Below are 25,518 nucleotides of genomic sequence, written 5' to 3' on the forward strand. Positions count from 1 at the left end.
GAGACTGACGATACCCAGCGTGACCTGGGTCGATGCCGAGACGGCCCCATGGCGGCGGTCCCGGCGCGGCGCGGCCTGATTACGGATACGTAAACCATCCGATGTGCCGCGCAAGGCCCAAAACCACAATCGGCCAGGTGGTCAATCCGTCGCCCGCCGATCAGAGCCGTGTCGTCCTCCACCGCTGGACCGCCGTGGTCCCCACCGAGAGCGGCATGACCGGCTACCTCGATCCCTTCGGCGGCGAGACCACAGCCTGGCCCTACACCCGCTGGACCTCGGAAGAGCGCGAGATCGGCTTCCCCGCCACCGAGCTGGTCCCCTCCTGGACCGCCGGCGCCCCCAAGGGGTCCTGGATCCGGGTGGAGCTGCGGGCGCGCACCGTCACGGGCGGCGCGACCAGATGGACCAAGTGGTACGACATGGGCCGCTGGGCGGAGGGCGGCGGCGACATCCACCGCACCTCGCTGCCCGGTCAGGGCGACGAGGACGGCGACGTCGCGGTCGACACCTTCGTCGCCACCCGGCCGGTCTCGGCGTACCGGCTGCGGGTCACGCTCCACGGCGCCGAGGCGGTGGTGCGCACGGTCGGGGTGATGGCCTCGGCGGTGCCCACGCGCGCCACCGTGCCGGTCAGCCCGGCGAGCGAGGGTCCCCTGGTCGAGCTGGCCGTCCCGCCGCGCTCGCAGAAGACCCACGCGGGCCACCACCCCGAGTGGGGCGGCGGCGGCGACTCCTGGTGCAGCCCTGCCTCGATGACGATGGTCCTGCAGTACTGGGGGCGCGGTCCCGCGCCGGGCGACCTCACCTTCGTCGACCCCGCCGACCCGTGCCCCGCCGTGGACCACGCGGCCCGCGACATGTACGACCACAGCTACCAGGGCACGGGCAACTGGCCGTTCGGGGTCGCCTACGCCGGGCGGTACGGGCTGAACGGATTCGTCACCCGCATGCGCTCGCTGGCCGAGGTGGAACGGTTCATCCGCGCCGGCATCCCGGTGATCACCTCGCAGTCGTTCAAGGAGCACGAGCTTCCCGGCTCGGGCTACTCCACGCGCGGCCACCTCATGGTCGTCACGGGGTTCACCGCGAGCGGTGACGTCATCGCCAACGATCCGGCGGCGCCGTCCGACGAGACGGTCAAAAGAACCTATCCCAGGGCCGCATTCGAGAACGTCTGGTTACGCACCACCAGCAGCGGGGGAATCGTCCATGTCATCCACCCGCACGACATCCCACTCCCACCTTCAGAGGGCAACTGGTGATCGACTCTCCTATCACTGCCGTCGACGTCGCACGCGTGGATGACCGCCCGTTCTGGGTGGAGATCGTGCCCGCTCCCGCCAGCGAGGAGGTGTGGTGGGACGAGCCGCGCCCGGCCGAGGGCGGGCGGCGCTGCGTCGTGCGGCGGGCGCCCGGCGGAAGCGTGCGGGACGTCCTGCCCCCGGGGTGGAACGCCCGCAGCCGGGTGATCGAGTACGGCGGCCGCTCCTGGCGGCCGCTGCCGGACGGCGGGCTGGTGTTCACCAACTGGGAGGACCAGCGGCTGTACCGGTTCGCGCCGGGAGGCGACCCGGTGCCGCTCACCCCGCCGGGATCGTCCCGCTACGCCGACCTGGTGATCCACGGCGACGAGGTCTGGTGCGTGCGCGAGACCGACGACGAGCGCGACCTGGTCGCGGTGCCGCTCGGCGGCGGGCCCCTCCGTGTGGTCGTCAAGGCTCAGCACTTCATCATGAACCCCCGGGTCTCCCCCGGCGGCGGCCAGGTCGCCTGGATCGGCTACGACCACCCCGCCATGCCCTGGGACGGCACCTCACTCTGCGTGGCCCCGCTGCGGGACGACGGCACCGCCGGGCCGTACCGCGTCGTGGCGGGCGGGCCGCAGGAGGCGGTGGCCCAGGCCGAGTGGCGCGACGACGGCGCGCTGTACGCCGTGACCGACCCGACCGGCTGGTGGAACATCCACCTGGTCCCGCTGGACGGCGGCCCCCCGCGCAACCTCACCCCCTCGCCGCAGGAGTTCGGCGACGCGGCATGGAAGCTCGGCTACCAGTGGTTCGCGCTCGCGGGCGACCGCCTCGTGACGATGTACGGCACCGCCGACGGCAAGCGGCTGGGCGTGCTCGACCCCGCCACCGGTGAGATCACCGACGTCGGCGGGTCGTACACCTACTGGGCGCCCACCGTCTCCGCCTCGCCCGACGGGTCGAGCGTGGTCGGCGTGGGCGGCTCGCCGCACAAGCCCTTCGAGGTCGTGCGCGTCGACCTCGCGACCGGCGCGCAGGAGGTGCTCTCTCCGGCCAAGGAGCTCCCCGACCCGGCGGTGCTGCCGGTGCCCGAGGCGATGCTCTTCGACGGCGTGCACGCCCACGTGTACCCGCCCAAGGGCGCCGAGGCGGGCACCCCCGCGCCGTACGTGATGTTCGTGCACGGGGGGCCGACCGGCTCCAGCCCGATGGTCTTCGACCTGGAGATCGCCTACTTCACCAGCAGGGGCATCGGCGTCGCCGAGGTCAACTACGGGGGCTCGACCGGATACGGCAGGGCCTACCGCGAGCGGCTCCGCCACAACTGGGGCGTCGTCGACGTGCGCGACAGCGAGACCGTCGCGCGCGGGCTGGCGGCGGCCGGGCTCGCCGACCCCGAGCGCATAGCCATCCGGGGCGGGAGCGCGGGCGGCTGGACGTCGGTGGCGGCGCTCGTGCACAGCGACGTCTTCCGCGGCGCGGTCGCCCACTACGCGATCACCGACCCGGAGGGCTGGGCCAGGGAGACCCACGACTTCGAGTCCAGGTACCTCGACGGCCTCATCGGCCCGCTCCCCGAGACCAGGCAGCGCTACCTGGACCGCTCCCCCACCCTGCACGCGGCGCGGGCGTCCGGGCCCGCCCTGCTCATGCACGGCCTGGAGGACGCCATCGTCGACCCCGGCCAGGCCGAGCGTTTCGTCGCCGCGCTGGACGAGCACGGCGGCCGGTGGGCCTACCTCACCTTTCCCGGGGAACAGCATGGCTGGAGAAGAGAGGGAACCATCGTCGCGGCACTAGAGGCCGAGCTCGCGTTCTACGGGCTCATCTTCGGCTTCCCCACTCCCGAAGTGCCGCCGCTGACGCTGAAAGGAAGAACGTGACAGAGGTCGCAAGCATCTGCTCGGACCTGCTCAAGATCGACACTACCAACGACGGCACACCGGACGGCTCGGGAGAGCGTCTTGCCGCCGAGTACGTCGCGGGGCTGCTCTCCGGCATGGGCATCGAGCCCACGGTGTTCGAGTCCGCGCCCCGCCGCACGAGCGTGGTGGCCCGCATCCCGGGGGACAGCCCCGAAGCCCTGCTGATCCACGGCCACCTGGACGTCGTCCCCGCCGACCCGGCGGAGTGGAAGCTCCACCCCTTCTCCGGCGAGATCGCCGACGGGTGCGTGAACGGGCGCGGCGCGGTGGACATGAAGGGCACGCTGTCCATGACGCTGGCGCTCGTCGGCGAGTGGGCCCGCGAGGGCCTGCGTCCCAAGCGCGACATCGTGCTGGCGTTCCTCGCCGACGAGGAGGCCACCGGGGAGTACGGCGCGGGCTACGCCGTCACCCGGCACCGCGACCTGTTCGAGGGCTGCACCGAGGCCATCAGCGAGTCGGGCGGGTTCAGCGTGACCGTCCCTCGCGGCGTGACCGGCCCTCGGGACGGCCTCGCCACCGATGACCTGCGCGTCTATCCGGTGGCCGTGGGCGAGCGCGGCACGGCGTGGATGAAGGTCACCGCGCACGGCGTGGCCGGGCACGGGTCCAAGCCGCCGGTGGACAACCCGGTGGCGGAGCTCTGCCGGGCCCTGGCGCGCCTGGCCGACCACCGGTGGCCCGTACGGCTCACGCCCGCCGTGGCCACCCTCATCGACGGCCTCGGCAGGGCCCTCGGGACGACCATCGACCTCGACCGGCTCGACGAGGAGGTCGAGCGCCTGGGCAGGGTCGGCACGCTGTTCAAGGGCGTGATCCGCAACTCCGCCAACCCGACCATGCTCGACGCGGGCTACAAGGTCAACGTCATCCCCGGCACGGCCGAGGCGCACGTGGACGGCAGGTTCCTGCCCGGGTTCCGCGAGGAGTTCCTGGAGACGATCGACAAGCTGCTCGGGCCGAAGATCAGCCGGGAGTTCGTCAGCTTCGGCGACGGCGTGGCCTCTCCCACCGAGGGGCTCTTCGACGACCTGTGCTCGGCGCTGGTGGCCGAGGACCCCGCGGGGCGCCCCGTGCCGTACGTCATGACCGGCGGCACCGACGCCAAGTCGTTCGCCACGCTCGGCATCAGGGGGTACGGCTTCGCGCCGCTGATGCTCGACCCGGGGCTGGACTACTTCGGGATGTTCCACGGCGTGGACGAGCGGGTGCCGGTCGCCGGCCTGGAGTTCGGCGTCCGCGTCCTGGACCGCCTGCTGACGTCCCGCGCGACCTGAGGCCGGGGACGGCCGGCCGGGGCGAGCGGCGCGCACCGCTCGCCCCGGCCGTCGCGCGCGGGCGATCCGCCGGGGCGGGCTCAGCCCCCGGGCTTGAGGACGGAGTCGATGATGTAGATGGTGGCGTTGCTGGTCTGCAGGTTGCCGCAGACCACCTCGGCGTTGCCCACCTTGAATGTGTCACCGGACCGGCTGGTGGTGAGCTTGCCGCCCTCCAGGGTGGTGAACTGCCCCTTCTCCAGGTCGGCGGGGGTCTTGCGTCCCTGGACGACGTGGTAGGTGAGCAGCTTGGTGATCTCGTTCTTGCTGCCCGTCAGCCTGTCGAGATCCGCCTTCGGGATCTTCTTGAAGGCGTCGTTGTTCGGTGCGAAGACGGTGATGTCCGAGGCGGAGTTCAGCGTGTCCACCAGGCCCGCCTTCTTCACGATGTCGGCAAGGGTCGACAGGTCGGGGATGTGCTCGGCGGCGGTCGCCACCGGCTCTTTGGAGATCTCCGACGGGCTGCCGGGCCCGGAGCTCGGCAGGGACTTGCAGCCCCGGCCGACCGGAGAGGCCGAGGGCGAGACCGAAGCGGAGCCTGTCGGTGAGGCCGTGGGTGTCGACGTGCTGGCGGTCCTTGGCGTCCCGGTGAAGGCGCTCCTCCCGCTGTCGCGAGTGGTGGCGCCTGCCGTGGTGCCGTAGGCGGCCGTGAGCGACAGGGCCGCCACGACCGGAAGGGCGAGAAGACGAGTGTTCATGTGCCTGTCCCCTTTTGTGCTCTTTGAAGGGCGGTCACCTTGCTGTCCGACTGGTCGCTGGAAGGGTCACCGGGCCTCCATGCCCGTGACGGGCGGCGGGCGCCGCCCGGCCCGTCCGTCCGCGGGACCCCTCGGTCAACCGCGAACCCACGCGACAGCGGCCCTTGCGAGAAGGCCGGTGCACAGCGGCCCCCGCTCGTTCAAGCCGGCCATGCCCAGGGGCGTTCACGCACGTCCCCGCACACGACGACCCTCCCATTATCGCCGAGCGCCTGCGGCCGCCACCCATGCGCAGGATGGCATGCGACAAAACGTCCACCATGTGAACCGTTCACCTCGGACGAAACCGCCACCCTGCCAGGAGTGGGCCAAGGTTCGGGCGAGCCGTGGTCACCGGCACGGGCGGCCGGACGCTGCCCGGCCCCTGACGGAATCCGACCGATAGTGACTGGACAACCCTTCTCCGCACCGGCCCGGCAACTGAGTCAGACGGTCACGCCGGGACGTACGGACGGGCTGGCCAGGCATGCCACCCCGCATGGACCCACCGATCGCATCCAGTCAGGAAATTAGCTATTTTCGTCCGCACTTGGGCGATGTATGGTCGATTGGCGATCGAAACTAATCAAGTTCGGTCTTCTTCGGTCTCGGGGGATCCCTTCGTTCCGCCAAGGAGTGAGATGGTCAGACCCTCCGGCTGGGCCCGCCGGGTGATCGCGGTGCTCGTGCTCTCCGCCGCCACCCTGACTGGTCAGGCTCAGCTCTCACCCCCCGCCGCGCAGGCGGCACCACCGCTCACCACGCCCTGGACCGCCCAGGTGGGCCCGGGCAACGCCCTGCCGGAGTATCCCAGGCCGCAGATGGTCCGCTCCGAGTGGCAGAACCTCAACGGCCTGTGGCAGTTCGCCGGCACCGGGTCGATCGACAGCCCGCCCGTCGGCCAGAACCTCGCCGAGCAGGTCCTGGTCCCCTATCCCATCGAGTCCGGGCTCTCGCGCGTCCAGCGCCACGAGGACCGCATGTGGTACCGCCGCACGTTCACCGTCCCCTCCACCTGGTCGGGGCGGCACGTACGGCTCAACTTCGGCGCGGTGAACTGGGAGGCGCGGGTCTGGGTCAACGGCACCGCCGTCGCGACCCACACCGGCGGCTACGACCCGTTCGGCACCGACATCACCTCGGCCCTGCGCGCCGGGTCCAACGAGGTCATCATCGGGGTGTGGTCGCCGGTCGACGCCGCCGGCATCCCCATCGGCAAGCAGCGGCGCTCGCCGGGAGGCATCTTCTACACCGCGCACTCCGGCATCTGGCAGACCGTCTGGCTGGAGCCGGTCAACGCCGCCGCCGTCACCCGGCTGGACACCACCCCGGACGTCGCGGCCGGGGTGCTCGACCTGGTCGTCCAGGGAGCGGGCATCTCGGGGCAGGGCGTGCGGGCCGATGCGCTCACCGGCGGGCAGGTGGTCGGCAGCGTCACCGGCGCGGTCGGCGCGCACCTGCGGGTCCCCGTCCCGAACGCCCGGCTGTGGTCGCCGGACGACCCGTTCCTGTACGACCTGCGGGTGACCCTCACAGGAACCGGCGGCGGGGACGCCGTGACCGGCTACTTCGGGATGCGGTCGGTCGGCAAGGCGATGGTCGGCGGCGTGCTGCGGCCGACCCTCAACGGCAGGTTCCTGTTCCAGATGGGCACCCTCGACCAGGGCTACTGGCCGGACGGCATCTCCACCGCGCCCACCGACGAGGCACTGCGCTTCGACCTCGAACAGCAGAAGGCGCTCGGCTTCAACCTCGTCCGCAAGCACGTGAAGGTCGAGCCGGCCCGCTGGTACTACTGGGCGGACCGGCTGGGCCTGCTGGTATGGCAGGACATGCCCGCCATGCGCACCGGGGTCTCCCCCTCCACTAGCGACCGCGCGAACTTCGAGAGCGAGCTGCGCCGCGTGGTCGACAGCCTGCGGGGCACCACCTCGATCGTGCAGTGGATCCCGTTCAACGAGGGATGGGGCGAGTACGACCCGGCCCGCATCGCCGACCTGGTCAAGAGCTGGGACCCCACCCGGCTGGTCACCAACAACTCCGGCTCCAACTGCTGCGGCTTCGACGGCGGCAACGGGGACGTCATCGACGACCACATCTACGTCGGACCCGGCGCCCCGCACCGGCCCACCTCCGACCGGGTGGCCGTCCTCGGCGAGTTCGGCGGCCTCGGCCTGCGCAGCCCCGGCCACGAGTGGCCGGGCACCGGCTTCGCGTACGAGATGACGCCGGACGCCACCACGCTCACCAACCGGTACGTGCAGATCAACGAGCAGCTCAAGCCGCTGATCACCGGCGGAGGGCTGTCGGCCTCCATCTACACCCAGCCCACCGACGTGGAGAACGAGGTCAACGGCATCTGGACCTACGACCGCAAGGTGCGCAAGATGGACGCCGACCGGGTCCGCGCGGTCAACCGCTCGGTGATCGAGTCGGCCGGCGGGCTGCTCCTCGACGGGCTGGTCTCGCTGCGGGTGACCACCCCCGGCTACACCGACCGCTACCTGCGCCACAGCGCGTCGCTCGCCCGCACCGACGTGGTCACCTCCGCCAGCCCTGACACCCTCAAGCAGGACGCCACCTTCTACGTGCGCCGGGGCCTCGCCGACGGGAGCTGCTACTCCTTCGAGTCGCGCAACTTCGCCGGCCACTACCTGCGGCACCAGGACTTCCGGGTGCGCAAGGACCCAAGGGACGGCACCACGCTGTTCGACCAGGACGCCACCTTCTGCCTGCGCGACGGCCGCACGGGCAACGGCACGACGTTCGAGTCCCTCAACCTGCCGGGCTACTTCCTGCGCCACTACGCCGAGGCCGTCTACATCGCGCGCAGCGGGGGCCCGAACCCCTGGGACGGATCCGCGTCCTTCGCCGACGACGCGACCTGGCAGGTCAGCGCCCCCTGGTGGCGCAGCGGCGCCTCCCTGACCGTCGGCTCGGCCCTGTCGCTGCGCGTGGCGACCCCGGGCTTCACCGACCGCTACCTGCGCCACAGCGCGTCGCTCGCCCGCACCGACGTGGTCACCTCCGCGAGCCCCGACACCCTCAAGCAGGACGCCACCTTCTACGTGCGCCGGGGCCTCGCCGACGGGAGCTGCTACTCCTTCGAGTCGCGCAACTTCGCCGGCCACTACCTGCGGCACCAGGACTTCCGGGTGCGCAAGGACCCAAGGGACGGCACCACGCTGTTCGACCAGGACGCCACCTTCTGCGCCCAGCCGCCCCGTTTCGGCGCCTCCGGGGTCGGCCTCGCCGCGTCCAACATCAACGGGAACGTCCGGCACTACGCGGAGGAGGTCTACGTGGCCTCCTCCGGCGGTTCCCACGCCTTCGACGCCTCGTCCCACTACGACGAGGACACGACCTGGGTCATCGCGCCTCCCTGGGCTCCGTGACCTCCCGGGCGGCGGCACCCGGGCCTCCGGCGTGCCGCCGCATCGGCCGTTCCCCCCCATGTGGCCGCCGGTAGGGACGTCAGCACGCGGACATATGGGCCCGGTAGGCCTTCAGCACGCCGACATGTGGCCCCGGTAGGCCATCAGCACGCCGATCAGCGGCACGGTGACCCTCACCGCGACATGGAAGCGCGGCGGCCTCCGGTCGCGGTCGCCGGTCTCCACCCACGCGTGCGCGAAGACGCGGGGCGCGAACCGTTCGGACAGCGTGATCTCCCGCCTGCCCATCCGCAGCACGGCGCCCACCTGCACGACGTTCACCTCGTCCGGCGAGGCCACGGTACGGGTGCGGATCTCCAGCGGTCCGTGCCGCTCCCACCCGCGCTCGCCGGCGCGGCTCTGAACGCTGATCAGCCTCCGCGCCCCGATCGTGCGCTCCCACCGCTCGACGACCCGCGCCTCCCCCGTCTCCGGATCCACTCCGGGAGAACGGTGAACGGTCACCCGGGCCGGAACCGCCGTGCACGTACGGGGAAACCCGAGCACGGCGCACGCCACCCTGCCGAGCGTCCCCGGACCCCGCCGGACCTCCAGCACCCCGGTGCCGCTGACCGTCTCGTCGCCCAGATGGAACCGGCACATCCACGCGTACGCCTCATCGCTCACGCCCCTGGTCATACCCGGCCTATCCGCCCCGGGTTAATACCGGCGCACATTCTCTTTGCCGCAATATGGATATTTACCTATTTCTATATGTTTATCGCTCTATAGCCTTTTCGGTTTTCTTGCCCTAGCATTGGCGTCGTGGTCACGATACGTGAGCGACGCCGCGGCGTTCGCAAGCGCCGGAATGAACGAGAACTCCCGCACCAGACGAAGACCGTGCGGCCTCCTGTACGGGTGAGCGTGATGTCGGAATCGACTTTCACCGTACGAGGGCACGGCGTGCACAGCGTATTCGAGGAGAGCGTCCGGGCGATAAAGCAAATGCCCGATTTCGAGCGCGTAACCGGAATGCGTGCGTACGGAAAACGCGTGGTCCTCCACGTGCACACGATGGGCCCGTTCGCGGTCATGCGGATGCTGGCCCACCGCGGCCCAAGGCTGATCAGCGCCCACGTCACCCCCGAGACGCTCGTCGGCAGCATCCGGGGCACCTACCTGGCCATCGGCTTCGTCCGCTGGTACATGAGGAAGGTCTTCGACCTCGCCACCCTCATATTGTCGGTCAGCGAGGCGACGACGCTGGAGCTCAAGGAGCTCGGCGTGCGCGGCACGATCATCCCGACGAGCAACGCGATCGACGAGCAGCGCATCAGGCCGCTTTCCGGCCGGCGCGACGAGCTGCGCCGCGAGTTCGAATGGGACGACCGGCCGGTCGTTCTCGGGGTGGGTCAGGTGCAGCCGAGAAAGGGCGTCGAGGAATTCGTCTCCTGCGCCAGGAGCCTGCCCCATCTGAGATTCGTCTGGGTGGGCGGAATTCAGTTCGGCATGCTGTCCGACGCGCGCCACGACCTGACGCGCCTGCGCGCGAGCGCGCCCCCGAACGTGACGTTCACCGGCCTGGTCCCCCGCGACAAGGTATTCGAATACTGCGCGGCGGCGGACGTGTTCTTCCTGCCGTCCAAGCACGAGACCTTCGGGCTCGCCACGCTGGAGGCCGCCACCGCCGGGCTGCCCCTGGTCCTCACCGATCTTCCCTGCTACCGGGAATGGCTGAAGGACGCCTACCTGCACGGCGAGACGGTCGCGGAGTTCGTAGCGCTGATCCGGTGCCTGGAGGACGAGGAGGTGCGCGCGAAGTGGGCGGACCGGGCTTCGGACACCGCTGTGGGGTACGACTCCCGGATGCTGGTCAACGGGCTCCGCGAGGCGTATCTCCTCGCGGCGGCCGGGATCTGAGGCTCCCGGCCGCTCCATGATCAATTCATGACCGTCCATGTGACTACGTAGAGTGACGGCCGGGGATGAGGCAGGAGAAGCGGGCTCCGGCGGGCGGAGGCCGCCGCCTACCGAGAGAGAAGGGTTTCATCCCCATGCCTTCCATGACGCGACGTTCCGCGCTGACGCTCACCTCGGCCGTGACGGCCGCCGCCGTCCTCGGGGTGTGCGCGCCGGGCTCGTACGCCGACACGGCCGCCCCCGAGGAACGCCAGCTCATCAACCGGATGGACGGCAGCCGCCTCGCCCTGCTGTCCGACGGCACGGGCGAGGGCGCCCAGGCGATCACGCTGCGGGCGCCGAGCTGGCAGTACAAGACGGTGAAGTGGACCAACACCTACAACCCCGACGGCAGCATGGTCATCAGGAACGTCGCCGCCGGCAAGTGCCTCCAGCCGGCCACGGCCGCCCCGAAGGCCGGAGACGGCCTGGTGGTCAGGACGTGCGACGGCTCGGCCGCGCAGAACTGGACCTACCGGTGGGAGCAGACCGACGGCAACACCGGCGTCACCGCCTGGTTCAGCCTCCGCCCCAAGGCGAGCCCGGCGCTGGCGATCACGCTCCAGACCTACCAGGGCTCCGGTAGCTGGGACACCCTCTACCTCGACCGCGACCAGAACAGCACCGACCGCCTCTGGCGCTTCCTCCGCGACGGCGCCACCTGGTAGACCAACCCAGACCGTGACACACTGGAGGCCCCTTGGAGGTCGCGATCGTCAGAAGCGGTAGTGGAGGATGCGGCCGATCTTTCTGAGGAAGTAGAAGCGGTTCATGACGGCGAGGGCGGCGCGGTAGCCGGTGGGGAAGCGGGCCACTTCGGGGACATCGGAGAAGAACAGCTCGGAGGCGAGGTGCAGGGCGGGGTTGCCGGCGGTCGGCTCGGCTGGGTCGTCAAGGCCCCAGCGGAGGGTGGCGCCGGTGGCCCTGATCTGCGGCTGGAAGCGGCTGAGCTTGACGGCCAGGCTGCTCAGCGCGTCGAACAGGATGTCCCCGGCGGGGAAGCGCCCGGTGATGCCGCGCAGGAGGGTGTGGACCTCCTCGGTGGTGAGGTACATCATCAGGCCCTCGGCGACGACGAGCACCGGGCGGTCGGCAGGCACCTGCTCCAGCCATCCGGGGTCGGTGGCGGGCAGCCCGATCATCGTGTAGCCGGGGCGGGGCGGGAAGAGGCGCTCACGCAGGGCGATGATGTCCGGGTAGTCGACGTCGAACCAGCGGACGGTCTCGGGCGGGTCGAGGCGGTAGACGCGGGTGTCGAGGCCGCAGGCCAGGTGGATCACCGTCGTGTCCGGCGCGCGGGCGAGGTGGTCGGCGGTGAGGGTGTCGAAGGTCTTGACCCGGATGGCCACGCCGAGCGCGTCGGTGGAGCTCATCCTGAGCCGGTGGAAGTCGTAGTCGATGCGCTCGACGGCCTGCTCGGCGAGCGGGTCGCGAAGGACGGGATTCTCGGTGCGGCTGTGCACGGCCCTGCCGTACAGGGTGGCGAGGAGGGTCTCCTTCTCCCTGGTCAGGTGGACTTTCTCGCTCCCCATCCCTCCAATGTAGACCTGGCGGCTCCTGGGGTCAGCGGAGTTTGGGGTCGAGGGCGTCGCGGACGACGTCGCCGAGGAGGAGGAAGCTCAGGACCGTGGCGGTGAGGAACATCGCGGGGAAGACGAGCAGGTGCGGGTACTCCGCGAAGAACACCTGGGCCACGTTGAGCTGGAGACCCCACGACACGTCCGGGTACTGCAGGCCGACGCCGAGGTAGTCGAGCGTGGCCTCCCCCGAGATGACGTTGCCGACGTTCAGCATGGCGACCACGAAGACCGGGGCGATGGCGTTCGGCAGGATGTGCTTGATCATGATCCGCCGGTCGCTCGCGCCGAGCGCCCTGGCGGCCTGCACGTAGTCGGTGTCCCTGATGGCGATCACCTGGCCGCGCATCAGGCGCGTCATGGTGGTCCAGCCGAGCAGGACCAGGACGATCGTCATGGCCCAGATGCCGTGCCCGGGGAAGGCGACCAGCACCACCGTGGCCCCGAGGACGAACGGGATGCCGAAGAACACGTCCGTCACCCGGGAGATGATCGCGTCCAGCACGCCGCCGTAGTAGCCGCCGAGCAGGCCGAGCAGGATGGCGATGAGCAGCGCGAAGACCGTCACCGCGATGCCGATGAGCACGGAAGCGCGGGTGCCGTGCACGATCTGCGACCAGTAGTCGCAGCCCTGGAGGTCGTACCCGAAGATCGCGCCGCCGCCCGGCCCCTTCTTGGACATCCGCAGGTTGCACTGCTCGTTCGGCCCGAGCCTGGCGAACAGCGAGGGGAAGGCGGCCATCGCGCAGGCGACGGCGAGGATGACCACCGAGAGCCAGAAGACGACCCGTCCGCGCAGTTCGAGCCACGCGTCGTACCAGAGCGAGCCCCTGATGTCGCGCTTGGGCTCTCGGCCTGGCGCGGCCGCCTCGGCGGAGGCCTTCAGATCAACCACGGCGGATCCTCGGGTCGAGTACGCCGTACAGCAGGTCGACGAGCAGGTTGGCCACGATGAAGATCATCACCAGCAGGGTGGTGACGCCGACGACGACCGGGCCCTCCTGGAGCTGGATCGACTGGAAGACCTGCTGGCCGATGCCGGGCAGGTTGAAGATGCCCTCGGTCACCACGGCGCCCGCCATGAGGTTGCCGAAGTCGACCCCGAGGTAGGTGACGACGGGGATGAGCGAGTTGCGCAGGGTGTGCCTGCCGATGATCCTGGACCGCCGCAGACCCTTCGCCGCGGCCGTGCGGACGTAGTCGGCCCGGAGGTTCTCCACCACGCTCGTGCGGGTCAGCCGGGCGACGTACGCCAGGCCGAACGAGCCGAGGACCATGCCCGGCAGGAGGTAGCTCGTCGGCCACCCGTCGTCGGTGCCCGCGGTCGGGAACAGGCCGAGGTTGAGCCCGAGCACAATCTGGGCGGTGTACCCGACGACGAAGACCGGGACGGCGATCACGAACGTCGTACCCGCCAGCACCGCCGTGTCGGCGAGCTTTCCCCGGCGCAGCCCCGCGATCACGCCGAGGCCGATGCCGACGACCAGCTCGAAGATCCACGCGGTGAGCGCGAGCTGCGCGGTCACCGCCCAGCGGTCCTGGAGCAGCTCGCTGACCGGCTGCCCGGTGAAGGTCTCCCCCAGGTCGCCGCGCAGGAAGACCCCCGCCATGTAGAGGCCGTACTGCACGATCAGCGGGTCGTTCAGGTGGTAGTGCTCGCGCAGCGTCTGGAGCACGGCCTCCGGAAGCGGTTTGTCGCCGGCGAGCGCCAGAATCGGATCGCCGGGCAGGGAGAACACCATGGCGTAGATCAGGAAGGTGGTCGCCACGAAGACCGGGACGGCCTGGAGCAGGCGGTGGACTGCGTACCTCACGGCCGTGCGCCCGCCTCACCGCCGCGGCGGCCCCGCGACCCCGAGCGGGCCGCGCGGTCGTGCCCGGCCGCGCGGCCGGTGGTGGCACGGGGGGACCCCGGCTGGCCGGGGGCCGTGCGCGGAGTCCCCATCGCGTGCATCCTTACTTGACCGTGATGGTGTCGAGGTTCGGGCTGTACGGGTCGATCTGAACGCCGGTGATCTTGTTGGAGTAGCCCGCCTGATCCTGCCAGTTCCACAGCGGGATCATCGGCATTTCTGCGAGTGCCACGTCCTCGGCCTGCTGGTAGAGCGGGATGCTCGCGTCCATGGTGGACGCCGAGTTGGCCTTGGCGATCAGATCGTTGAACTGCTTGTTGTCCCAGCCCATCCGGTTGCCCGCGCCCCACATCGACTCGAGGTAGTTCTGGGGGCTCGGGTAGTCCATGACCCAGTTGTTGCGGAACGGACCGTCCTCCTTCTTCTCGCGCAGCGTCGAGAGGTAGTCGGCGGCGGGGATCTTGCGGAACTGGATGTCGGCGATGCCGAGGTTCTGCTTGAGCTGGTTGGCGACGGCCTGCATCCACTGCTCGTAGCTCGGGTCGGCGTTGGAGAAGTAGAGGTTCAGCGTGCCCGAGACCCCTCCGGCCTTGTCGAACAGCGCCTTGGCCTTCGCCGGGTCGTACGCGCACGACTCGCCGCAGGCGTTCTCGCGGTAGCCCGGCACGAGCGGCGCCACCAGCGAGGCCATCGGCTTGAAGGTGCCGTTGTAGACCGCGTCGACGATGCCCTGCCTGTCGATCGCCATCGAGATCGCCTTGCGCAGGTCGGCGCTCTGGAACCTCTTGTCGAACGCCGGGAAGCCGAGGTAGTCCATGGTGCCGCTGGCCGTCGGCACGAACCGGTCGCCGAGCAGCTTCTTGGCCTCGGTCGCGCTCGCCGGGGGGATGGTCTGCAGCAGGTCGACCTTGTTGGCCCGCAGGTCGGTGTACGCGGTGTCGCGGCTGGCGTAGATCTTGACGAGGACGGAGTCGGACTTGGCCGGCCGCGCACCCGCGTACCCGCCGAACTTCTTCAGCTTGATCTGCTTGTTGTGCTCCCAGGCACCGTCGAGGGCGAACGGGCCGTTGCCGATCGGCGCCTGGTCGTAGGCCTTGAGGTCGGTGAAGGCCGCCTTCGGCATGGGCGCGAAGCCCGTGTAGGCCAGCGTGATCGGGAACTGGCTGAACGGCGCCGTGAGGGTCACCTCAAGGGTGTTCGGGTCGACGACCTTGAGCCCGCTCAGCTTGTCCGTGTCGGGCTTGGCGCCCTCGGCCTCGGGGTTGAGCTTGTCGTAGCCCTCGATGTTGGCGAAGTAGTAGTTGTTGGTCCACGCGTTCGTGCCATAGGCGGCGGCGTTCCACGCGTCGGCGAAGCTCTCGGCGGTGACGGGCTCGTCGTTGTGGAACTTCTGACCCGGCTTGATCTTGATGGTCCAGGTCTTCTGGTCGTCGCTCGTCACCGACTCGGCGGCGCGCATCTGCGTCTGGCCCTTGGAGTCGATCACGACCAGCGTGTCGAACAGCGCCTGCAGCACCGTGATCGAGTAGCTGCTCGAGGTGTTGCCAGGCGTCAGGTGATCGGGCTCGTTGAGCGCGACGGAGAACTGGCCGGCCCCCTGTTTACCCTGGTCACCGCTGGATTCCCCGCTGGAACCCCCACAGGCGCTCAACGTGAGCGCCGCCGCGAGGAGGACGGCGGCACCTCGCGCCTTCTTCAGGACCGTCACTATTCCTCTGCCTCTCCGTCGCACCGGCGTGATGCCGGAGAGGCTAAATAGCGTGGCAAGTGTCTGCATCGGCAAATTTACGTATTCCCTGGAAAGATCTGTCTCGGGCAAGCTGAGAGTGGAGGACCGATGGATCAGATCACCCTGAGCGCACGCCACCTCCACGCGTTCACGGAAGTAGGATTCCAGGTGGCAGGCGGTTCCGGGGCCCACGGCGCGATGACGGCGCTGCGGAAGATCATCCCGGTGGAGGCGTACGAGTTCGTCGCGTTCGACCCGGCGACGGGGTGCCACCGCAGCCTGCTGTCGTCCGGATACGCCAGGGTCGACGCCGACGCCGCCGAGGAGTACGCCCGCCTCGACCCCTACCGGCGCGCCATGGCCACCCGCGTGCCGCTGCCCATGGGCTCCCCCGGCACCGAGCTCTACTACCGCAGGCACCTTGAGCCGTACGGCTGGCGCTCGGGGCTGACCGCGCCGCTGTTCGTGACCGAGGGACGGTACACCGGCCTGCTGCACGTCAACTCCCGCGAGGCGCTCCCGCCCGAGACCACCACGGTGATCAGCGCGGTCTCCAGCGCCCTGGCCCACGTCACCGACCTGACCCGGTGCGTGATCGACCCGCTCGGCCTGCCTCCCGGCTTCCACGCGGTGGCCTTCGAGCGCGGCGGGCGGCGCCGCGCGGTGGCCGGGTGGCCCACCTCGGAGGCCGTCGAGCGGGAGCCGATCATGGCCGAGCTGGCCAGGGACTTCATCGACTCGCGCGAGCTGTCGCGGCGCGGGCTGTGGCTCGACTCCTCCGGCCAGTGGCGCGAGGTGCGCGTCCACCGTGCCGGGGTGGGCTTCCACGGCGCCATCCAGGGCGCGGTGATCGCCGAGCGGCCCTGCGCCCTGCCGTACGACCTGACGGCCAGGGAGATCGAGGTGCTCACCAGGGTGGCCCTGGGCGACTCCAACCCGCAGATCGCGGCGGTGCTGGTGCTGAGCGTCCGCACGGTGACCACCCACCTGGAGCACATCTTCGCCAAGCTCGGCTGCGACAGCCGCACGCGCCTGACCACCAAGGTCCTTGCCGAGGGCCTCTGCCGCCTCGACCTGCCGTGATCCCCCCCGGGGGCTCAGCGGGCGACCCGCAGGGCTCCCTGGGGGGTGACGGGTGATGGGTTCAGCAGGTCGACGTGCATCTCGAACCACACGTTGTTGGTCCCCGCCTCGCGGATGAAGCCCCAGCGGTGCGCGAGCGCCTCCAGCAGGAGCAGGCCCCGCCCCCCGGTGTCCAGCGGGGAGGAGGGGCGCCATCCGAAAGGGGGGTCGAGGGAGCCGGCGTCCTGGCACGCTATGCGCACCCAGTCGGCCGCGTAGGACACGCTGAGCGTGAAGGTGCCGCCATCCCCCGAGTCGGAGTGCACCACCGCGTTGGTGGCGATCTCACTCGTCAGAAGGACGCAGTCGTCGTGGAGCGGATGCCCGGTCCCGAGCGCGGAGGACACCAGCCGCCTGGCCCGTGCCACCGCGTCGGGATCACCGGCGAGGTGCAGAACGCGATCACTGTCCGAATCCGCCCTGCCGTACCCTGATGAAGTCATGCGACCCCCCGGTTGGTGATCTGCTCGCACCCTGTTAAGGACGCCGGGGTCATCTTTAGAGATGTCGCCAAAAGGTAGGAACTTGGTCCCTACCGGGTGGGTCTATATGGCCTGCGTGGAGGGCTCCCCGGCTCCGGCCCGGTCCGGGCGGCCGTCGCCGGACGCGGCGGAGTCCGACGGCGGGGCCGTGTGGTCCTCGTCCACGATGTCCGCGGCCGACCGCACGATCTGCGGATCCGGGGAGCCCACGACGCCGTGGTCCTTGTTGGTGTACTCGAACTGGCTGAGCACGTGGCGCATGGCCTCGATGCGTCCGCGCTTCTTGTCGTTGCTCTTGATGACGGTCCAGGGGGCGTCCTCGGTGTCGGTGTTGAGGAACATGTCCTCCTTCGCCCTGGTGTACTCGTTCCACTTGTCCAAGGAGGCGAGGTCCATCGGCGACAGCTTCCACTGACGCACCGGGTCGACCTGGCGGATGATGAACCGGGTGCGCTGCTCGCGGTGGGACACCGAGAACCACAGCTTGATCAGATGGATGCCGTCGCGCACCAGCATCCTCTCGAAGAGCGGCGCCTGGATCATGAACTCCTGGTACTCCTCCGGCGTGCAGAACCCCATGACCCACTCGACCCCGGCGCGGTTGTACCAGGACCGGTCGAACAGGGCGATCTCCCCGGCGGCGGGAAGGTACGCGACGTACCGCTGGAAGTACCACTGGGTGCGCTCGCGCTCGCTGGGCTTCTCCAGGGCGACCACGGTGGCGCCACGGGGGTTGAGGTGCTCCATGAAGCGCTTGATCGTGCCGCCCTTGCCCGCGGCGTCGCGGCCCTCGAAAAGGATCACCAGGCGCCCCCCGGTGTCCTTGATCCAGTACTGCAGCTTGAGCAGCTCGATCTGGAGCAGCCGCTTGGTCTGCTCGTACTCGGAGCGCGACATCCGTTCGCCGTAGGGGTAGTGCTCTCGCCAGGTGTCGACCACGCGCCCGTCGGCGTACAGCAGGACCGGGTCGTCGTCGTCACTGGAATCGACCCAGAGTCCCGGGGTGCGGTCGAGTAGTTCGCTCGATTCGGCGGCCTGAGGATAGAGAACTTCCGAGGGCTCCATATCGCCATTTTTTCATACAAATGGGCCGGTCAGCTGCTCAGTGACACCGGGCGGTGCCGGAGTCGAGCGCCTCCCCCTTGGTGTCGACGAACCGCCAGTCGTAGCCGCCTCGGTGGAGCACCAGCCGCAGCACGCCGAAGTCGGTGTTGTCGCGGAACGCGCTCCCCGGGACGGGCGGGCCGAAGGCGTAGTGGCTAGCCCCGCCGCTGCCGACCACGAAGGCCCGGATGCCGTCCCCGGCGGGCTCGCCGTCCGGCCGCAGCGGCGCGAACCGCTCGTAGTTGTGCTCGTGCCCGGCGAGCACGACGTCCGCCCTGGCCTTGTAAAGGGCCTTCCAGAACGGGGCCACGCTCGGGTCGCCCCCGTGGGCCGTGCCGGAGGAGAACCTCGGGTGGTGCCAGAAGGCCAGCACGCACGGCCGGCGGTTCGCCGCGAGGTCGGCCGTCAGCCAGGCGACCTGCGCGGAGCCGGGTCCGTGGCCGGCCATGGAGTCGAGCGAGACGAGGTGCCACTCGCCGAGGTCGAAGCTGTAGTAGCTCTTCCCCTCGGGCCGGGCCGCGGCGCCGAAGTAGCGGAAGTACCCCTCGGCGCCCGGGGTGATGTACTCGTGGTTGCCCGGCGCGGGCTTGGTCCTGTCCTTGAACCGGCCCCACGTGGCGTCGTAGTAGGTGCGGAAGTCCGAGAGCGCCCCCGCAGGGTACTGCAGGTCGCCGAGCGCCAGGACGGCCGTCGGGTGAAGGCGGAGCACCAGGTCGGACGTGGCCCGCGCCCCGCACCCGTCCGTCTTGCAGCGGGCCGAGATGTCCCCTGCCGCGACGACCACCGGATCGGCCGCCCCGCGCGGGGCCGGCTCGGAAGCGGCCCGCCCCGGCGGCGTCCCGTTAGCCGTCACCCGGCCGGACGCGCCAGAGGACGGGCCGTCGGAGGGGTCCTGGGGCGGGCCGTCGGCCGCCGTGCCGCCGCACGCGGCGGTCAGGGCACAAGCGGCCACGGCGGCGAGAACGCTGGACAGCCCGCTGCGGGAACGACGTCGCATGGAGCCCATCCTGCTGCCCCCCGCGGACCCGGCGGGCCGTTTCGGACCCGCGTCAACGAAGTAGTGTCGGCGGGAGGTCTCGATCGAAGTACATAGCAAGCGAAAATAGCCCTAGCCTGATGGCGCGGTGCGAGCATTGGACCGCAATGATCACGCGAGTTGACGCCTCCGTCTTTGACGCTCGGCAGAGGGAGCGGCCGGATGGGTCTGAAGCTGGCGATCAGCAGTCATCATGACCCTGATTGCACACTGGTGGGGATCATCGGCGACCTGGACGCGACCACGGGCTCGACCGCCAGGGAGCAGCTGGCCGGGCTCCTCGCCGAGGGGCGCCACCGGATCATCGTGGACGTCACCGAGCTCGGGTTCTGCGACTCCGGCGGCCTCTGGACCCTGCTGGACGTCCACCGCCGGGCGGAGCGGGCCGGCGGGTGGGTGCGGCTCGCCGGGGTGAACGGCTTCCTGCGGCGCCTGTTCACGCTCACCCACCTGGACGCGGCCTTCACCATCGACGCGGACGTGGCCGCGTCGATGGCCGCCGTGACCCGGATGGACGACCCGGGCGCGGACCGCTAGGGCTTCTCGGCGACCGCCTTGATCCTCCGCAGGGTGGTGCGCATCCCCTCCACCATGAGGGCCTCGCGGTCCCTGCCGAGGAAGCCGAGGGCGAGCAGCGCGCGCACCGGCGCGACCGGTGAGCCGATGTGCTCGCGCCACTCGCACAGAAGCGTGCCCTCGCCGTCGGGGGTCAGCCGGTATCCCCAGCGCATCCGCGACAGCTCCACCTCGAAGGTGAACCGGCGGGGCCGCTCCCACTCGACCACCGTGCACGTCGTCGCCCAGCGGAACGGGCCGCGGCGGTTGCGCCCGCGGAAGGAGGCGCCCAGCCGCCCGCCCACGCCCGCGAGCCAGTGCCCACCTGCGCTCTCAGGGCTCCACTCGCCGTAGCGGGTGACGTCGGTGACCAGGTCCCATACCTTTCTGGGGGGTGCGTCGATCTTCAGGCACACCTCGTCCATGCGGACTCCTCTCACCCCGATCGGGTCCAGGCGTGGTGCCTTCTCAAACGAACCTATGTCCCATTCCACACGCCGGCCCGGGTGTTCCGCACCTTTTCACGGGCCACGCCGCCGAGGGGTTCACGCCGCCCCGGCGAGAAGCCGCTGAGCCGCAGGACCGCCCCCGTCCCCGCCGTGCTCGCGAGGATCGAGCCGACCACGTCGGAGGGATAGTGGACCCCAAGGTACATGCGCGCCAGCGCCTGCGCGGCGACGACGAGGACGCCCACGACGACGGCCGGGCGGAAGTAGCGGGTGCCGTAGGCGAGGAAGGCCACGGCGACCGCGACCGACATGGTCAGCGCCACGTGGCCGCTGGGGAAGCTGTCGTGGCCGGGTTCGGGGATGAGCTGGTACGCGGCCGGGGGCCTCGGACGGGCGATGAGCACCTTGTACACCGAGCTGACCGTCCAGCCCACGGCGATCAGCAGGGTCGTGACCATCGCCGCGCGCGTGCGCCCGGCCAGCAGGAGCCCGGCCGCGAGCAGCGCGACGATCGCCAGCCCTGCGGGCGGCCCGAAGCCGACGTTCAGCACCTGCGCGACCGCCGTGAGCCAGCCCGTGCGCGCGCCCCGCACCGCCTCGTCCAGGCGGAGGTCGGCGCTCGTCCAGCCACCCGTCCTGGCGGCGAGGCCGAGGGCGCCCGCGAGCAGGAAGAGCAGGATGGGAAGGCCGAGCGCGTCGAGGGTTCTTCTGATCACGGGCGAGGTTCCGATCTGGTTTCCGTGGATTTCTCACCGGAACACCCCGGGATGGGCCGGGCCGGCTCCTACCACGGTAGAAGCGGCCCGGTCAGCGAACGCTTAGCGCGAGGTCAGCCCGGCGCTTACCTTCCGGCGTCGGTCACAGGGCCGTGGCGAGCAGGCGTACGGCCTCGAGCGCGAGGGCCAGCTCGACGATGTCGCGGGGCCGGGACACGGAGCGCCCGGTGAGCCGCTCGACGCGCCGGATGCGGTTGAAGACCGTGTTGCGGTGGCAGTAAAGCCGCCCGGCGGCGCGCGCGGCCGAACCCTCGCATCGCAGCCACGCCGAGAGGGTGGCCAGCAGCACGTCCCGATCCGCCTGGTCGAGGGCGAGCAGCGTCCCGAGGACCTCGGTGGTCAGGCGGCCGGACAGCTCGGGCTCGCAGACCACCAGGGCGGCCGGCAGCCGGCGGTCGAGCCGGGCGATCTCGCCGGGTACTCGGCGGCGGTGATCGTCGGGGACGCGCTGAAGAAGGCCTGCGAGGCCAAGGACCTCAGCCGGGAGGGCATCGTCAGGGCGCACCGTTCCCAGCCGTCCTGGGAGGGGGGCTTCGGGACGCCGATGGACTTCTCGCACGTCGACCAGCCGGCCTCGCGCGCCTCGTACGTGGTCAAGCCGGACAGGTCGGCGGTGGGCGGCACGGTGATCCTCAGGGAGGCCGCCGTCTCCGGCCTGGCCAAGGACTACCAGGTGCCGGTCGGCTGACCCGCCGCCGCCTGGAGCGGCCCGCCCGGGAATGGGCTCCCCCCGGCGGGCGGTGGCTCCCCCGGTCTCACCGGGAGCGCCGCGCCGCCTTCGCCCTGGTCGCGCGTGGTCGGCTCACCGGAACACACCGGTGTGGCCGAGGGAGTGAAGTCCGGGCTGCGGGTAGACGGCCAGGCCGTGCGGCCCCGCGTCCACCGGGATCTTCCGCACGAGGTGCCCGTCGTGGGTGTCGAACACGTACACGACGCTGTTGTAGCGTCCGGCGAGCCACAGGCGGCGGCCGTCGGCCGAGACGCCGCCCATGTCGGGCGAGCCGCCCCCGGGGATGTGCCACGTGGCGATCGGCCTGTGCTCGGCGAACGACACCACCGACACCGACCCCGCGCCGCGGTTCGAGACGTAGAGGTTCTTGGAGTCCCGGCTGACGTACAGCCCGTGGGCGCCGGCGCCGGTCGGCACGAAGCGCCGCACCTTGAAGCGCTCGGCGTCGACCAGCCAGACGCCGCCCTTGGCCATGTCGGCGACGTAGAACGTCGTGCCGTCCGGAGAGAGCTTCACGTCCTGGGGCATGCTGTGATGCGCCGGCAGGTTGACGACCTCGCTGACCTTGCGCCGGGCCAGGTCCACGGCCACCAGGTGGCCGGAGAACTCGCAGCTGGCCAGGAAGGTCGAGCCGTCGACGGTGAAGTCCGCGTGGTTGATGCCGCGGCAGGGCATGTCCATCGACTCGCGCAGCTTGAAGGTCTTGGGGTCCCTGAAGTCGAGCCGGTTCAGCCGTTCCGCCATGACCAGCGCGGTGGTGCCGTCCGGGGTGAAGTACAGGTTGTAGGGGTCCTCGACCTGGATGGCCTTGCCCGGCTTCCCGGTCGCGGGGTCGATCGGCGTGAGCGTGTTGCCGTCGTTGTTGTTGACCCACAGCGTCTTCAGATCCCACGAGGGCACGACGTGCTGCGGGCGGCTGCCGACCCTGAAGTGCCGGATGACCCGGTAGGTCTTGGGGTCGATCACGCTGACCGTGCCGCTCTCGCTGTTTGGCACGTAGACCAGCGAGGGGAACCCCGCGACGACGGGGCTGAGCATGCCGGGCCGGTTGTTGGCGTAGACGTCCGCGACCTCGGCCTTCTTGGCGCCGGCGTGCGGCACCGGCGCGGCGACGGCCGGGGCCTCCGGCGGCATGGACGGCAGCTCGGCGTCCCTCGGCTCGACGCCCCCGGAACAGGCGGACACGAGCAGCGCCAGCACGGCCCCTGCGGCGAGGAGCCCGACGGCCCCCCGGGTGGTCCTTGTCATCCGCTCAGGGCCTGCCCCTCTGTCATCCCCCCGGCGCGTACCGGCTACGGCCACGCTAGGAGGGAGACGGTCAGGGAACACTCAAACCCGCGTCTGGGGTGCGTTTACCTTTGCCCTGCGGGGGCCCGGCCCCGGGGACACAACGCCCGGGGCGGGCCATGCTCGGACAAGACCGTAATCAGGTGCGGGTCCGCTTCTGGTCGGCTCCGCCGTCGCAGTCGTAGCCGGGGCCCACAGGCCGCTCATGAGACCGCTCACATGTCGTGCGTGTACCTTCGAGGCATCACGCTCGTGCGATTCAGGTCACCCACGGCGGCTATCCCCATCATCGTCAGGCTTCGGGTCATCTCTTCCCTGAAGATGCCGAGTACGTCGGTGACCCCCTGTGTGCCTCCGCCGGCGAGCCCGTAAACCAGCGGACGACCGATCAGACAGGCATCCGCTCCCAGAGCAAGGGCCACGATGACATCCGACCCGGACCTTATGCCACCGTCCAGGATCACCTCAGCTCGGTCACCGATCCGTTCGGCGATCGCCGGCAGCGCTCGGAGAGTGGGCGGCACGGCGTTCAGCTGACGGCCGCCGTGGTTGGAGACGACGACACCGTCCGCGCCGAGATCCACAACCCGCTCGGCGTCATCAGGATCCATTACCCCTTTGACGTAGACCGGCCCCGTCCAGCGCGAACGGATCCATTCCAGATCGTCCCAGCCGATGTCCGCGGTGAGGTTCTCCGACTGGACCTCGAGGGACTCGAAGCCGTCGAGGTGTCCGCCGACCGGCACCAGGTTCTTCAGCGTGGTGCGCCGGTGGCGCAGGTAGCCGTAGCACCAGCTTGGTCGGGTGGCGGCGTTCAGCATTCGCGACGGGGTCAGGGTCGGCGGGACCCTCATCCCGGTCCGCTGCTCACGGAGCCGGTTACCGTACACCGGCACGTCGACGGTGACGAACAGCGCGGTGAAGCCGTTGTCACCGGCACGGCTCATCAACGACGCCATCAGGGCGCGGTCACGCCATGGGTACAGCTGGAACCAGTGGTTCTCGGCCGTCCCCTGCGCCACCTCCTCGATGGAGTACGTCGACGCGCTGCTGAGCACCAGCCGGGTGCCGCTGTTCTCCGCCGCTCGTGCCGCACCGAGGTCACCGTGCCAGTGCGCCGCACCGGCCAACCCGGTGGGCGCGAGGATGACCGGCATCTCGAGCGAGGTGCCCGCGATGGTCACACCGAGATCCACCTTGGCCGTCCGGGTGAGTACCCGCTGGTTGAGGTACCAGTCCTGATAGGCCGCCAGGTTGTCCCGCAGGGTCCGCTCGTCGTCCGAGCCGTTCTCGATGTAGGCCCAGACCATGTCAGGGACACGCCGGCGTGCGCGCTCCCGCCAGTCCTGGACGCTCAGTGGTGCGGTGCGGCCGGTAGGCCGTAGACGAAAGCCCTTGATCAGCGCTCCCGTCATCAGGACACCTGCCAGATGAGGAGACGCCGCTCAGTCGCGGTGAACAGCCAGTTCACGAGGACGGCGATGAACATCAGCTCCACGAGGATCGCGAAGACGGTGTTGATCTGGTACGACGACGAGTACAGGACGATGTCCTGGCCGAGGCCGCCCGTGGCGGCCACCATCTCCGAGGCCACGACGCCGAGCAGCGCATAGGTGAATGTCAGCCGGAGTCCCGCGAACATCGTCGGCACGGCGGAGGGCAGCACCACCTTCAGCAGCAGCGAGGACCGCTTCAGCCCGACCACGCGCGCCATCGTCATCAGATCAGCGTCCACGGACCGCACCGCCGACCGGGCGTTCTCGGCGAGGATGAAGAAGACGATGCTCACGGCCAGAACCACCTTGGCGGTCATGGTGAGCCCGAACCAGGTGATGAACAGGGGCGCCAGCGCGATGCGCGGCACGCTGTTGATAGGGGCCAGGAACGGGCCGATGATCGCGTTCAGCGTCGGGCTCAGCCCGAGCACGAGTCCGGCGATCGTGCCGGACACCGAACCGACCACGAACGAGATCCCGACCGCGCTGCCCGTGTCCTTCAGCGAGACGAGGCTGCGCTCCGACGGCAGGTACTCCAGCATCGCCGTCCATACACCGCTGGGACGTCCGAAGAGCGTCTCGTCGACCCAGCCCTTACGGGAGGCGATCTCCCACAGGGTGAGGAACCCGATGCAGAGCAGCACACGGGCGGTGTAGATGAATGCCTTGGACTGCACCAGACGGCGATGCTTGGCGGTCTTCTTCTCCGCCACGTCCGCGTACGCCGTAGTGAGCCTGTCGGTGGTCATGGTCATGGT

The 25,518-nt window shown here is 70.1% G+C and carries 25 protein-coding genes; 9 read left to right on the forward strand and 16 right to left on the reverse strand.

Annotated features, from left to right (window positions below):
* The first annotated feature begins 137 nt into the window (after nucleotides 1-137).
* From ACOZ38_RS26980 to ACOZ38_RS26990, 3 genes are read left to right on the forward strand one after another with little or no spacing between them, the layout of a single operon-like run.
* The gene (locus tag ACOZ38_RS26980; protein ID WP_424533951.1) at nucleotides 138-1,265 is read left to right on the forward strand and encodes a C39 family peptidase; all 1,128 of its coding nucleotides are present in this window, start codon (nucleotides 138-140) and stop codon (nucleotides 1,263-1,265) included.
* Nucleotides 1,262-3,133 carry a prolyl oligopeptidase family serine peptidase gene (locus ACOZ38_RS26985; protein WP_424533952.1) on the forward strand — a complete coding sequence of 624 codons (1,872 nt, stop codon included), beginning with the start codon at nucleotides 1,262-1,264 and terminating at the stop codon, nucleotides 3,131-3,133. Before ACOZ38_RS26980 ends, ACOZ38_RS26985 begins: the two co-directional genes overlap by 4 nt.
* A complete protein-coding gene (locus ACOZ38_RS26990; RefSeq protein ID WP_424533953.1) occupies nucleotides 3,130-4,452 on the forward strand; it encodes a M20/M25/M40 family metallo-hydrolase in 1,323 nt (440 codons plus the stop codon). The genes ACOZ38_RS26985 and ACOZ38_RS26990 overlap by 4 nt, the downstream gene beginning before the upstream one ends.
* A gap of 80 nt (nucleotides 4,453-4,532) precedes the next feature.
* Here ACOZ38_RS26990 and ACOZ38_RS26995 read toward each other — a convergent pair whose 3' ends face one another.
* Nucleotides 4,533-5,189: a fasciclin domain-containing protein gene (locus tag ACOZ38_RS26995; RefSeq protein ID WP_424533954.1), complete on the reverse strand. Its 657-nt coding sequence runs from the start codon at nucleotides 5,187-5,189 to the stop codon at nucleotides 4,533-4,535.
* 680 nt (nucleotides 5,190-5,869) lie between these two features.
* Here ACOZ38_RS26995 and ACOZ38_RS27000 point away from each other — a divergent pair.
* The gene (locus ACOZ38_RS27000; RefSeq protein WP_424533955.1) at nucleotides 5,870-8,623 is read left to right on the forward strand and encodes an AbfB domain-containing protein; all 2,754 of its coding nucleotides are present in this window, start codon (nucleotides 5,870-5,872) and stop codon (nucleotides 8,621-8,623) included.
* Between the two features lie 111 nt (nucleotides 8,624-8,734).
* Here ACOZ38_RS27000 and ACOZ38_RS27005 read toward each other — a convergent pair whose 3' ends face one another.
* On the reverse strand, nucleotides 8,735-9,289 hold the full coding sequence (locus tag ACOZ38_RS27005) for a DUF4166 domain-containing protein (protein ID WP_424533956.1): 555 nt from the start codon (nucleotides 9,287-9,289) through the stop codon (nucleotides 8,735-8,737).
* A 369-nt stretch (nucleotides 9,290-9,658) separates the two neighbouring features.
* Between ACOZ38_RS27005 and ACOZ38_RS27010 the strand changes: the two genes are divergently transcribed.
* Nucleotides 9,659-10,525, forward strand: a complete 867-nt coding sequence (locus ACOZ38_RS27010) for a glycosyltransferase (protein ID WP_424533957.1) — start codon at nucleotides 9,659-9,661, stop codon at nucleotides 10,523-10,525.
* A 143-nt stretch (nucleotides 10,526-10,668) separates the two neighbouring features.
* A complete protein-coding gene (locus ACOZ38_RS27015) occupies nucleotides 10,669-11,232 on the forward strand; it encodes an RICIN domain-containing protein (RefSeq protein ID WP_405150985.1) in 564 nt (187 codons plus the stop codon).
* Between the two features lie 48 nt (nucleotides 11,233-11,280).
* Here ACOZ38_RS27015 and ACOZ38_RS27020 read toward each other — a convergent pair whose 3' ends face one another.
* Genes ACOZ38_RS27020 through ACOZ38_RS27040 form a run of 5 tightly spaced genes read right to left on the reverse strand, consistent with a single transcriptional unit; the run spans nucleotide 11,281 to nucleotide 15,702 of the window.
* Nucleotides 11,281-12,096 carry a class I SAM-dependent methyltransferase gene (locus ACOZ38_RS27020; protein WP_424533958.1) on the reverse strand — a complete coding sequence of 272 codons (816 nt, stop codon included), beginning with the start codon at nucleotides 12,094-12,096 and terminating at the stop codon, nucleotides 11,281-11,283.
* Between the two features lie 31 nt (nucleotides 12,097-12,127).
* On the reverse strand, nucleotides 12,128-13,036 hold the full coding sequence (locus ACOZ38_RS27025) for an ABC transporter permease (RefSeq protein WP_424533959.1): 909 nt from the start codon (nucleotides 13,034-13,036) through the stop codon (nucleotides 12,128-12,130).
* Complete coding sequence (locus ACOZ38_RS27030) at nucleotides 13,029-13,955, reverse strand: ABC transporter permease (protein WP_405150991.1); 927 nt, start codon at nucleotides 13,953-13,955, stop codon at nucleotides 13,029-13,031. Before ACOZ38_RS27030 ends, ACOZ38_RS27025 begins: the two co-directional genes overlap by 8 nt.
* Entirely contained in the window at nucleotides 13,952-14,086 is a 135-nt protein-coding gene (locus ACOZ38_RS27035) for a hypothetical protein (protein WP_424533960.1), read from the reverse strand. The genes ACOZ38_RS27030 and ACOZ38_RS27035 overlap by 4 nt, the downstream gene beginning before the upstream one ends.
* An 11-nt stretch (nucleotides 14,087-14,097) precedes the next feature.
* On the reverse strand, nucleotides 14,098-15,702 hold the full coding sequence (locus ACOZ38_RS27040; RefSeq protein WP_424533961.1) for a peptide ABC transporter substrate-binding protein: 1,605 nt from the start codon (nucleotides 15,700-15,702) through the stop codon (nucleotides 14,098-14,100).
* Nucleotides 15,703-15,831: 129 nt separating this feature from the next.
* Between ACOZ38_RS27040 and ACOZ38_RS27045 the strand changes: the two genes are divergently transcribed.
* Nucleotides 15,832-16,806: a response regulator transcription factor gene (locus ACOZ38_RS27045; RefSeq protein ID WP_424533962.1), complete on the forward strand. Its 975-nt coding sequence runs from the start codon at nucleotides 15,832-15,834 to the stop codon at nucleotides 16,804-16,806.
* 14 nt (nucleotides 16,807-16,820) lie between these two features.
* Here the strand turns inward: ACOZ38_RS27045 and ACOZ38_RS27050 are convergent, their stop codons facing one another.
* The 3 genes from ACOZ38_RS27050 to ACOZ38_RS27060 all read right to left on the reverse strand — a co-directional run bounded on the left by ACOZ38_RS27050 (nucleotide 16,821) and on the right by ACOZ38_RS27060 (nucleotide 19,428).
* Complete coding sequence (locus tag ACOZ38_RS27050) at nucleotides 16,821-17,288, reverse strand: ATP-binding protein (protein ID WP_424533963.1); 468 nt, start codon at nucleotides 17,286-17,288, stop codon at nucleotides 16,821-16,823.
* 102 nt (nucleotides 17,289-17,390) lie between these two features.
* Nucleotides 17,391-18,392, reverse strand: coding sequence for a polyphosphate kinase 2 (gene ppk2 / locus ACOZ38_RS27055; RefSeq protein ID WP_424533964.1), 1,002 nt, complete (start codon nucleotides 18,390-18,392; stop codon nucleotides 17,391-17,393).
* A gap of 37 nt (nucleotides 18,393-18,429) precedes the next feature.
* Nucleotides 18,430-19,428, reverse strand: coding sequence for a metallophosphoesterase family protein (locus ACOZ38_RS27060; protein ID WP_424533965.1), 999 nt, complete (start codon nucleotides 19,426-19,428; stop codon nucleotides 18,430-18,432).
* Nucleotides 19,429-19,629: 201 nt separating this feature from the next.
* Here ACOZ38_RS27060 and ACOZ38_RS27065 point away from each other — a divergent pair, with 201 nt between their 5' ends.
* Nucleotides 19,630-20,004 (forward strand): STAS domain-containing protein, encoded by a 375-nt coding sequence (locus ACOZ38_RS27065; RefSeq protein WP_424533966.1) that lies wholly within the window; start codon nucleotides 19,630-19,632, stop codon nucleotides 20,002-20,004.
* Here the strand turns inward: ACOZ38_RS27065 and ACOZ38_RS27070 are convergent.
* The 3 genes from ACOZ38_RS27070 to ACOZ38_RS27080 form a co-directional block, all read right to left on the reverse strand.
* Nucleotides 20,001-20,447, reverse strand: a complete 447-nt coding sequence (locus ACOZ38_RS27070; RefSeq protein ID WP_424533967.1) for an SRPBCC family protein — start codon at nucleotides 20,445-20,447, stop codon at nucleotides 20,001-20,003. The two genes, ACOZ38_RS27065 and ACOZ38_RS27070, sit on opposite strands and share 4 nt — an antisense overlap.
* Before the next feature lie 53 nt (nucleotides 20,448-20,500).
* Nucleotides 20,501-21,187, reverse strand: a complete 687-nt coding sequence (locus ACOZ38_RS27075; protein WP_424533968.1) for a phosphatase PAP2 family protein — start codon at nucleotides 21,185-21,187, stop codon at nucleotides 20,501-20,503.
* 142 nt (nucleotides 21,188-21,329) lie between these two features.
* Nucleotides 21,330-21,620 carry a PucR family transcriptional regulator gene (locus tag ACOZ38_RS27080; protein ID WP_424533969.1) on the reverse strand — a complete coding sequence of 97 codons (291 nt, stop codon included), beginning with the start codon at nucleotides 21,618-21,620 and terminating at the stop codon, nucleotides 21,330-21,332.
* Between the two features lie 57 nt (nucleotides 21,621-21,677).
* Here ACOZ38_RS27080 and ACOZ38_RS27085 point away from each other — a divergent pair, with 57 nt between their 5' ends.
* Nucleotides 21,678-21,935 (forward strand): hypothetical protein, encoded by a 258-nt coding sequence (locus ACOZ38_RS27085; RefSeq protein ID WP_424533970.1) that lies wholly within the window; start codon nucleotides 21,678-21,680, stop codon nucleotides 21,933-21,935.
* Between the two features lie 114 nt (nucleotides 21,936-22,049).
* Here ACOZ38_RS27085 and ACOZ38_RS27090 read toward each other — a convergent pair whose 3' ends face one another.
* The 3 genes from ACOZ38_RS27090 to ACOZ38_RS27100 all read right to left on the reverse strand — a co-directional run bounded on the left by ACOZ38_RS27090 (nucleotide 22,050) and on the right by ACOZ38_RS27100 (nucleotide 25,515).
* Nucleotides 22,050-23,225: a hypothetical protein gene (locus tag ACOZ38_RS27090; protein WP_424533971.1), complete on the reverse strand. Its 1,176-nt coding sequence runs from the start codon at nucleotides 23,223-23,225 to the stop codon at nucleotides 22,050-22,052.
* A 254-nt stretch (nucleotides 23,226-23,479) separates the two neighbouring features.
* Nucleotides 23,480-24,679 (reverse strand): alpha-hydroxy acid oxidase, encoded by a 1,200-nt coding sequence (locus ACOZ38_RS27095; RefSeq protein ID WP_424533972.1) that lies wholly within the window; start codon nucleotides 24,677-24,679, stop codon nucleotides 23,480-23,482.
* Nucleotides 24,679-25,515, reverse strand: coding sequence for an ABC transporter permease (locus ACOZ38_RS27100; protein WP_424533973.1), 837 nt, complete (start codon nucleotides 25,513-25,515; stop codon nucleotides 24,679-24,681). The genes ACOZ38_RS27095 and ACOZ38_RS27100 overlap by 1 nt, the downstream gene beginning before the upstream one ends.
* Between the last annotated feature and the right edge of the window lie 3 nt (nucleotides 25,516-25,518).

It is taken from the genome of Sphaerisporangium viridialbum, from assembly GCF_049674955.1.
In the GTDB taxonomy this organism is placed as follows: Bacteria; Actinomycetota; Actinomycetes; order Streptosporangiales; family Streptosporangiaceae; genus Sphaerisporangium; species Sphaerisporangium viridialbum.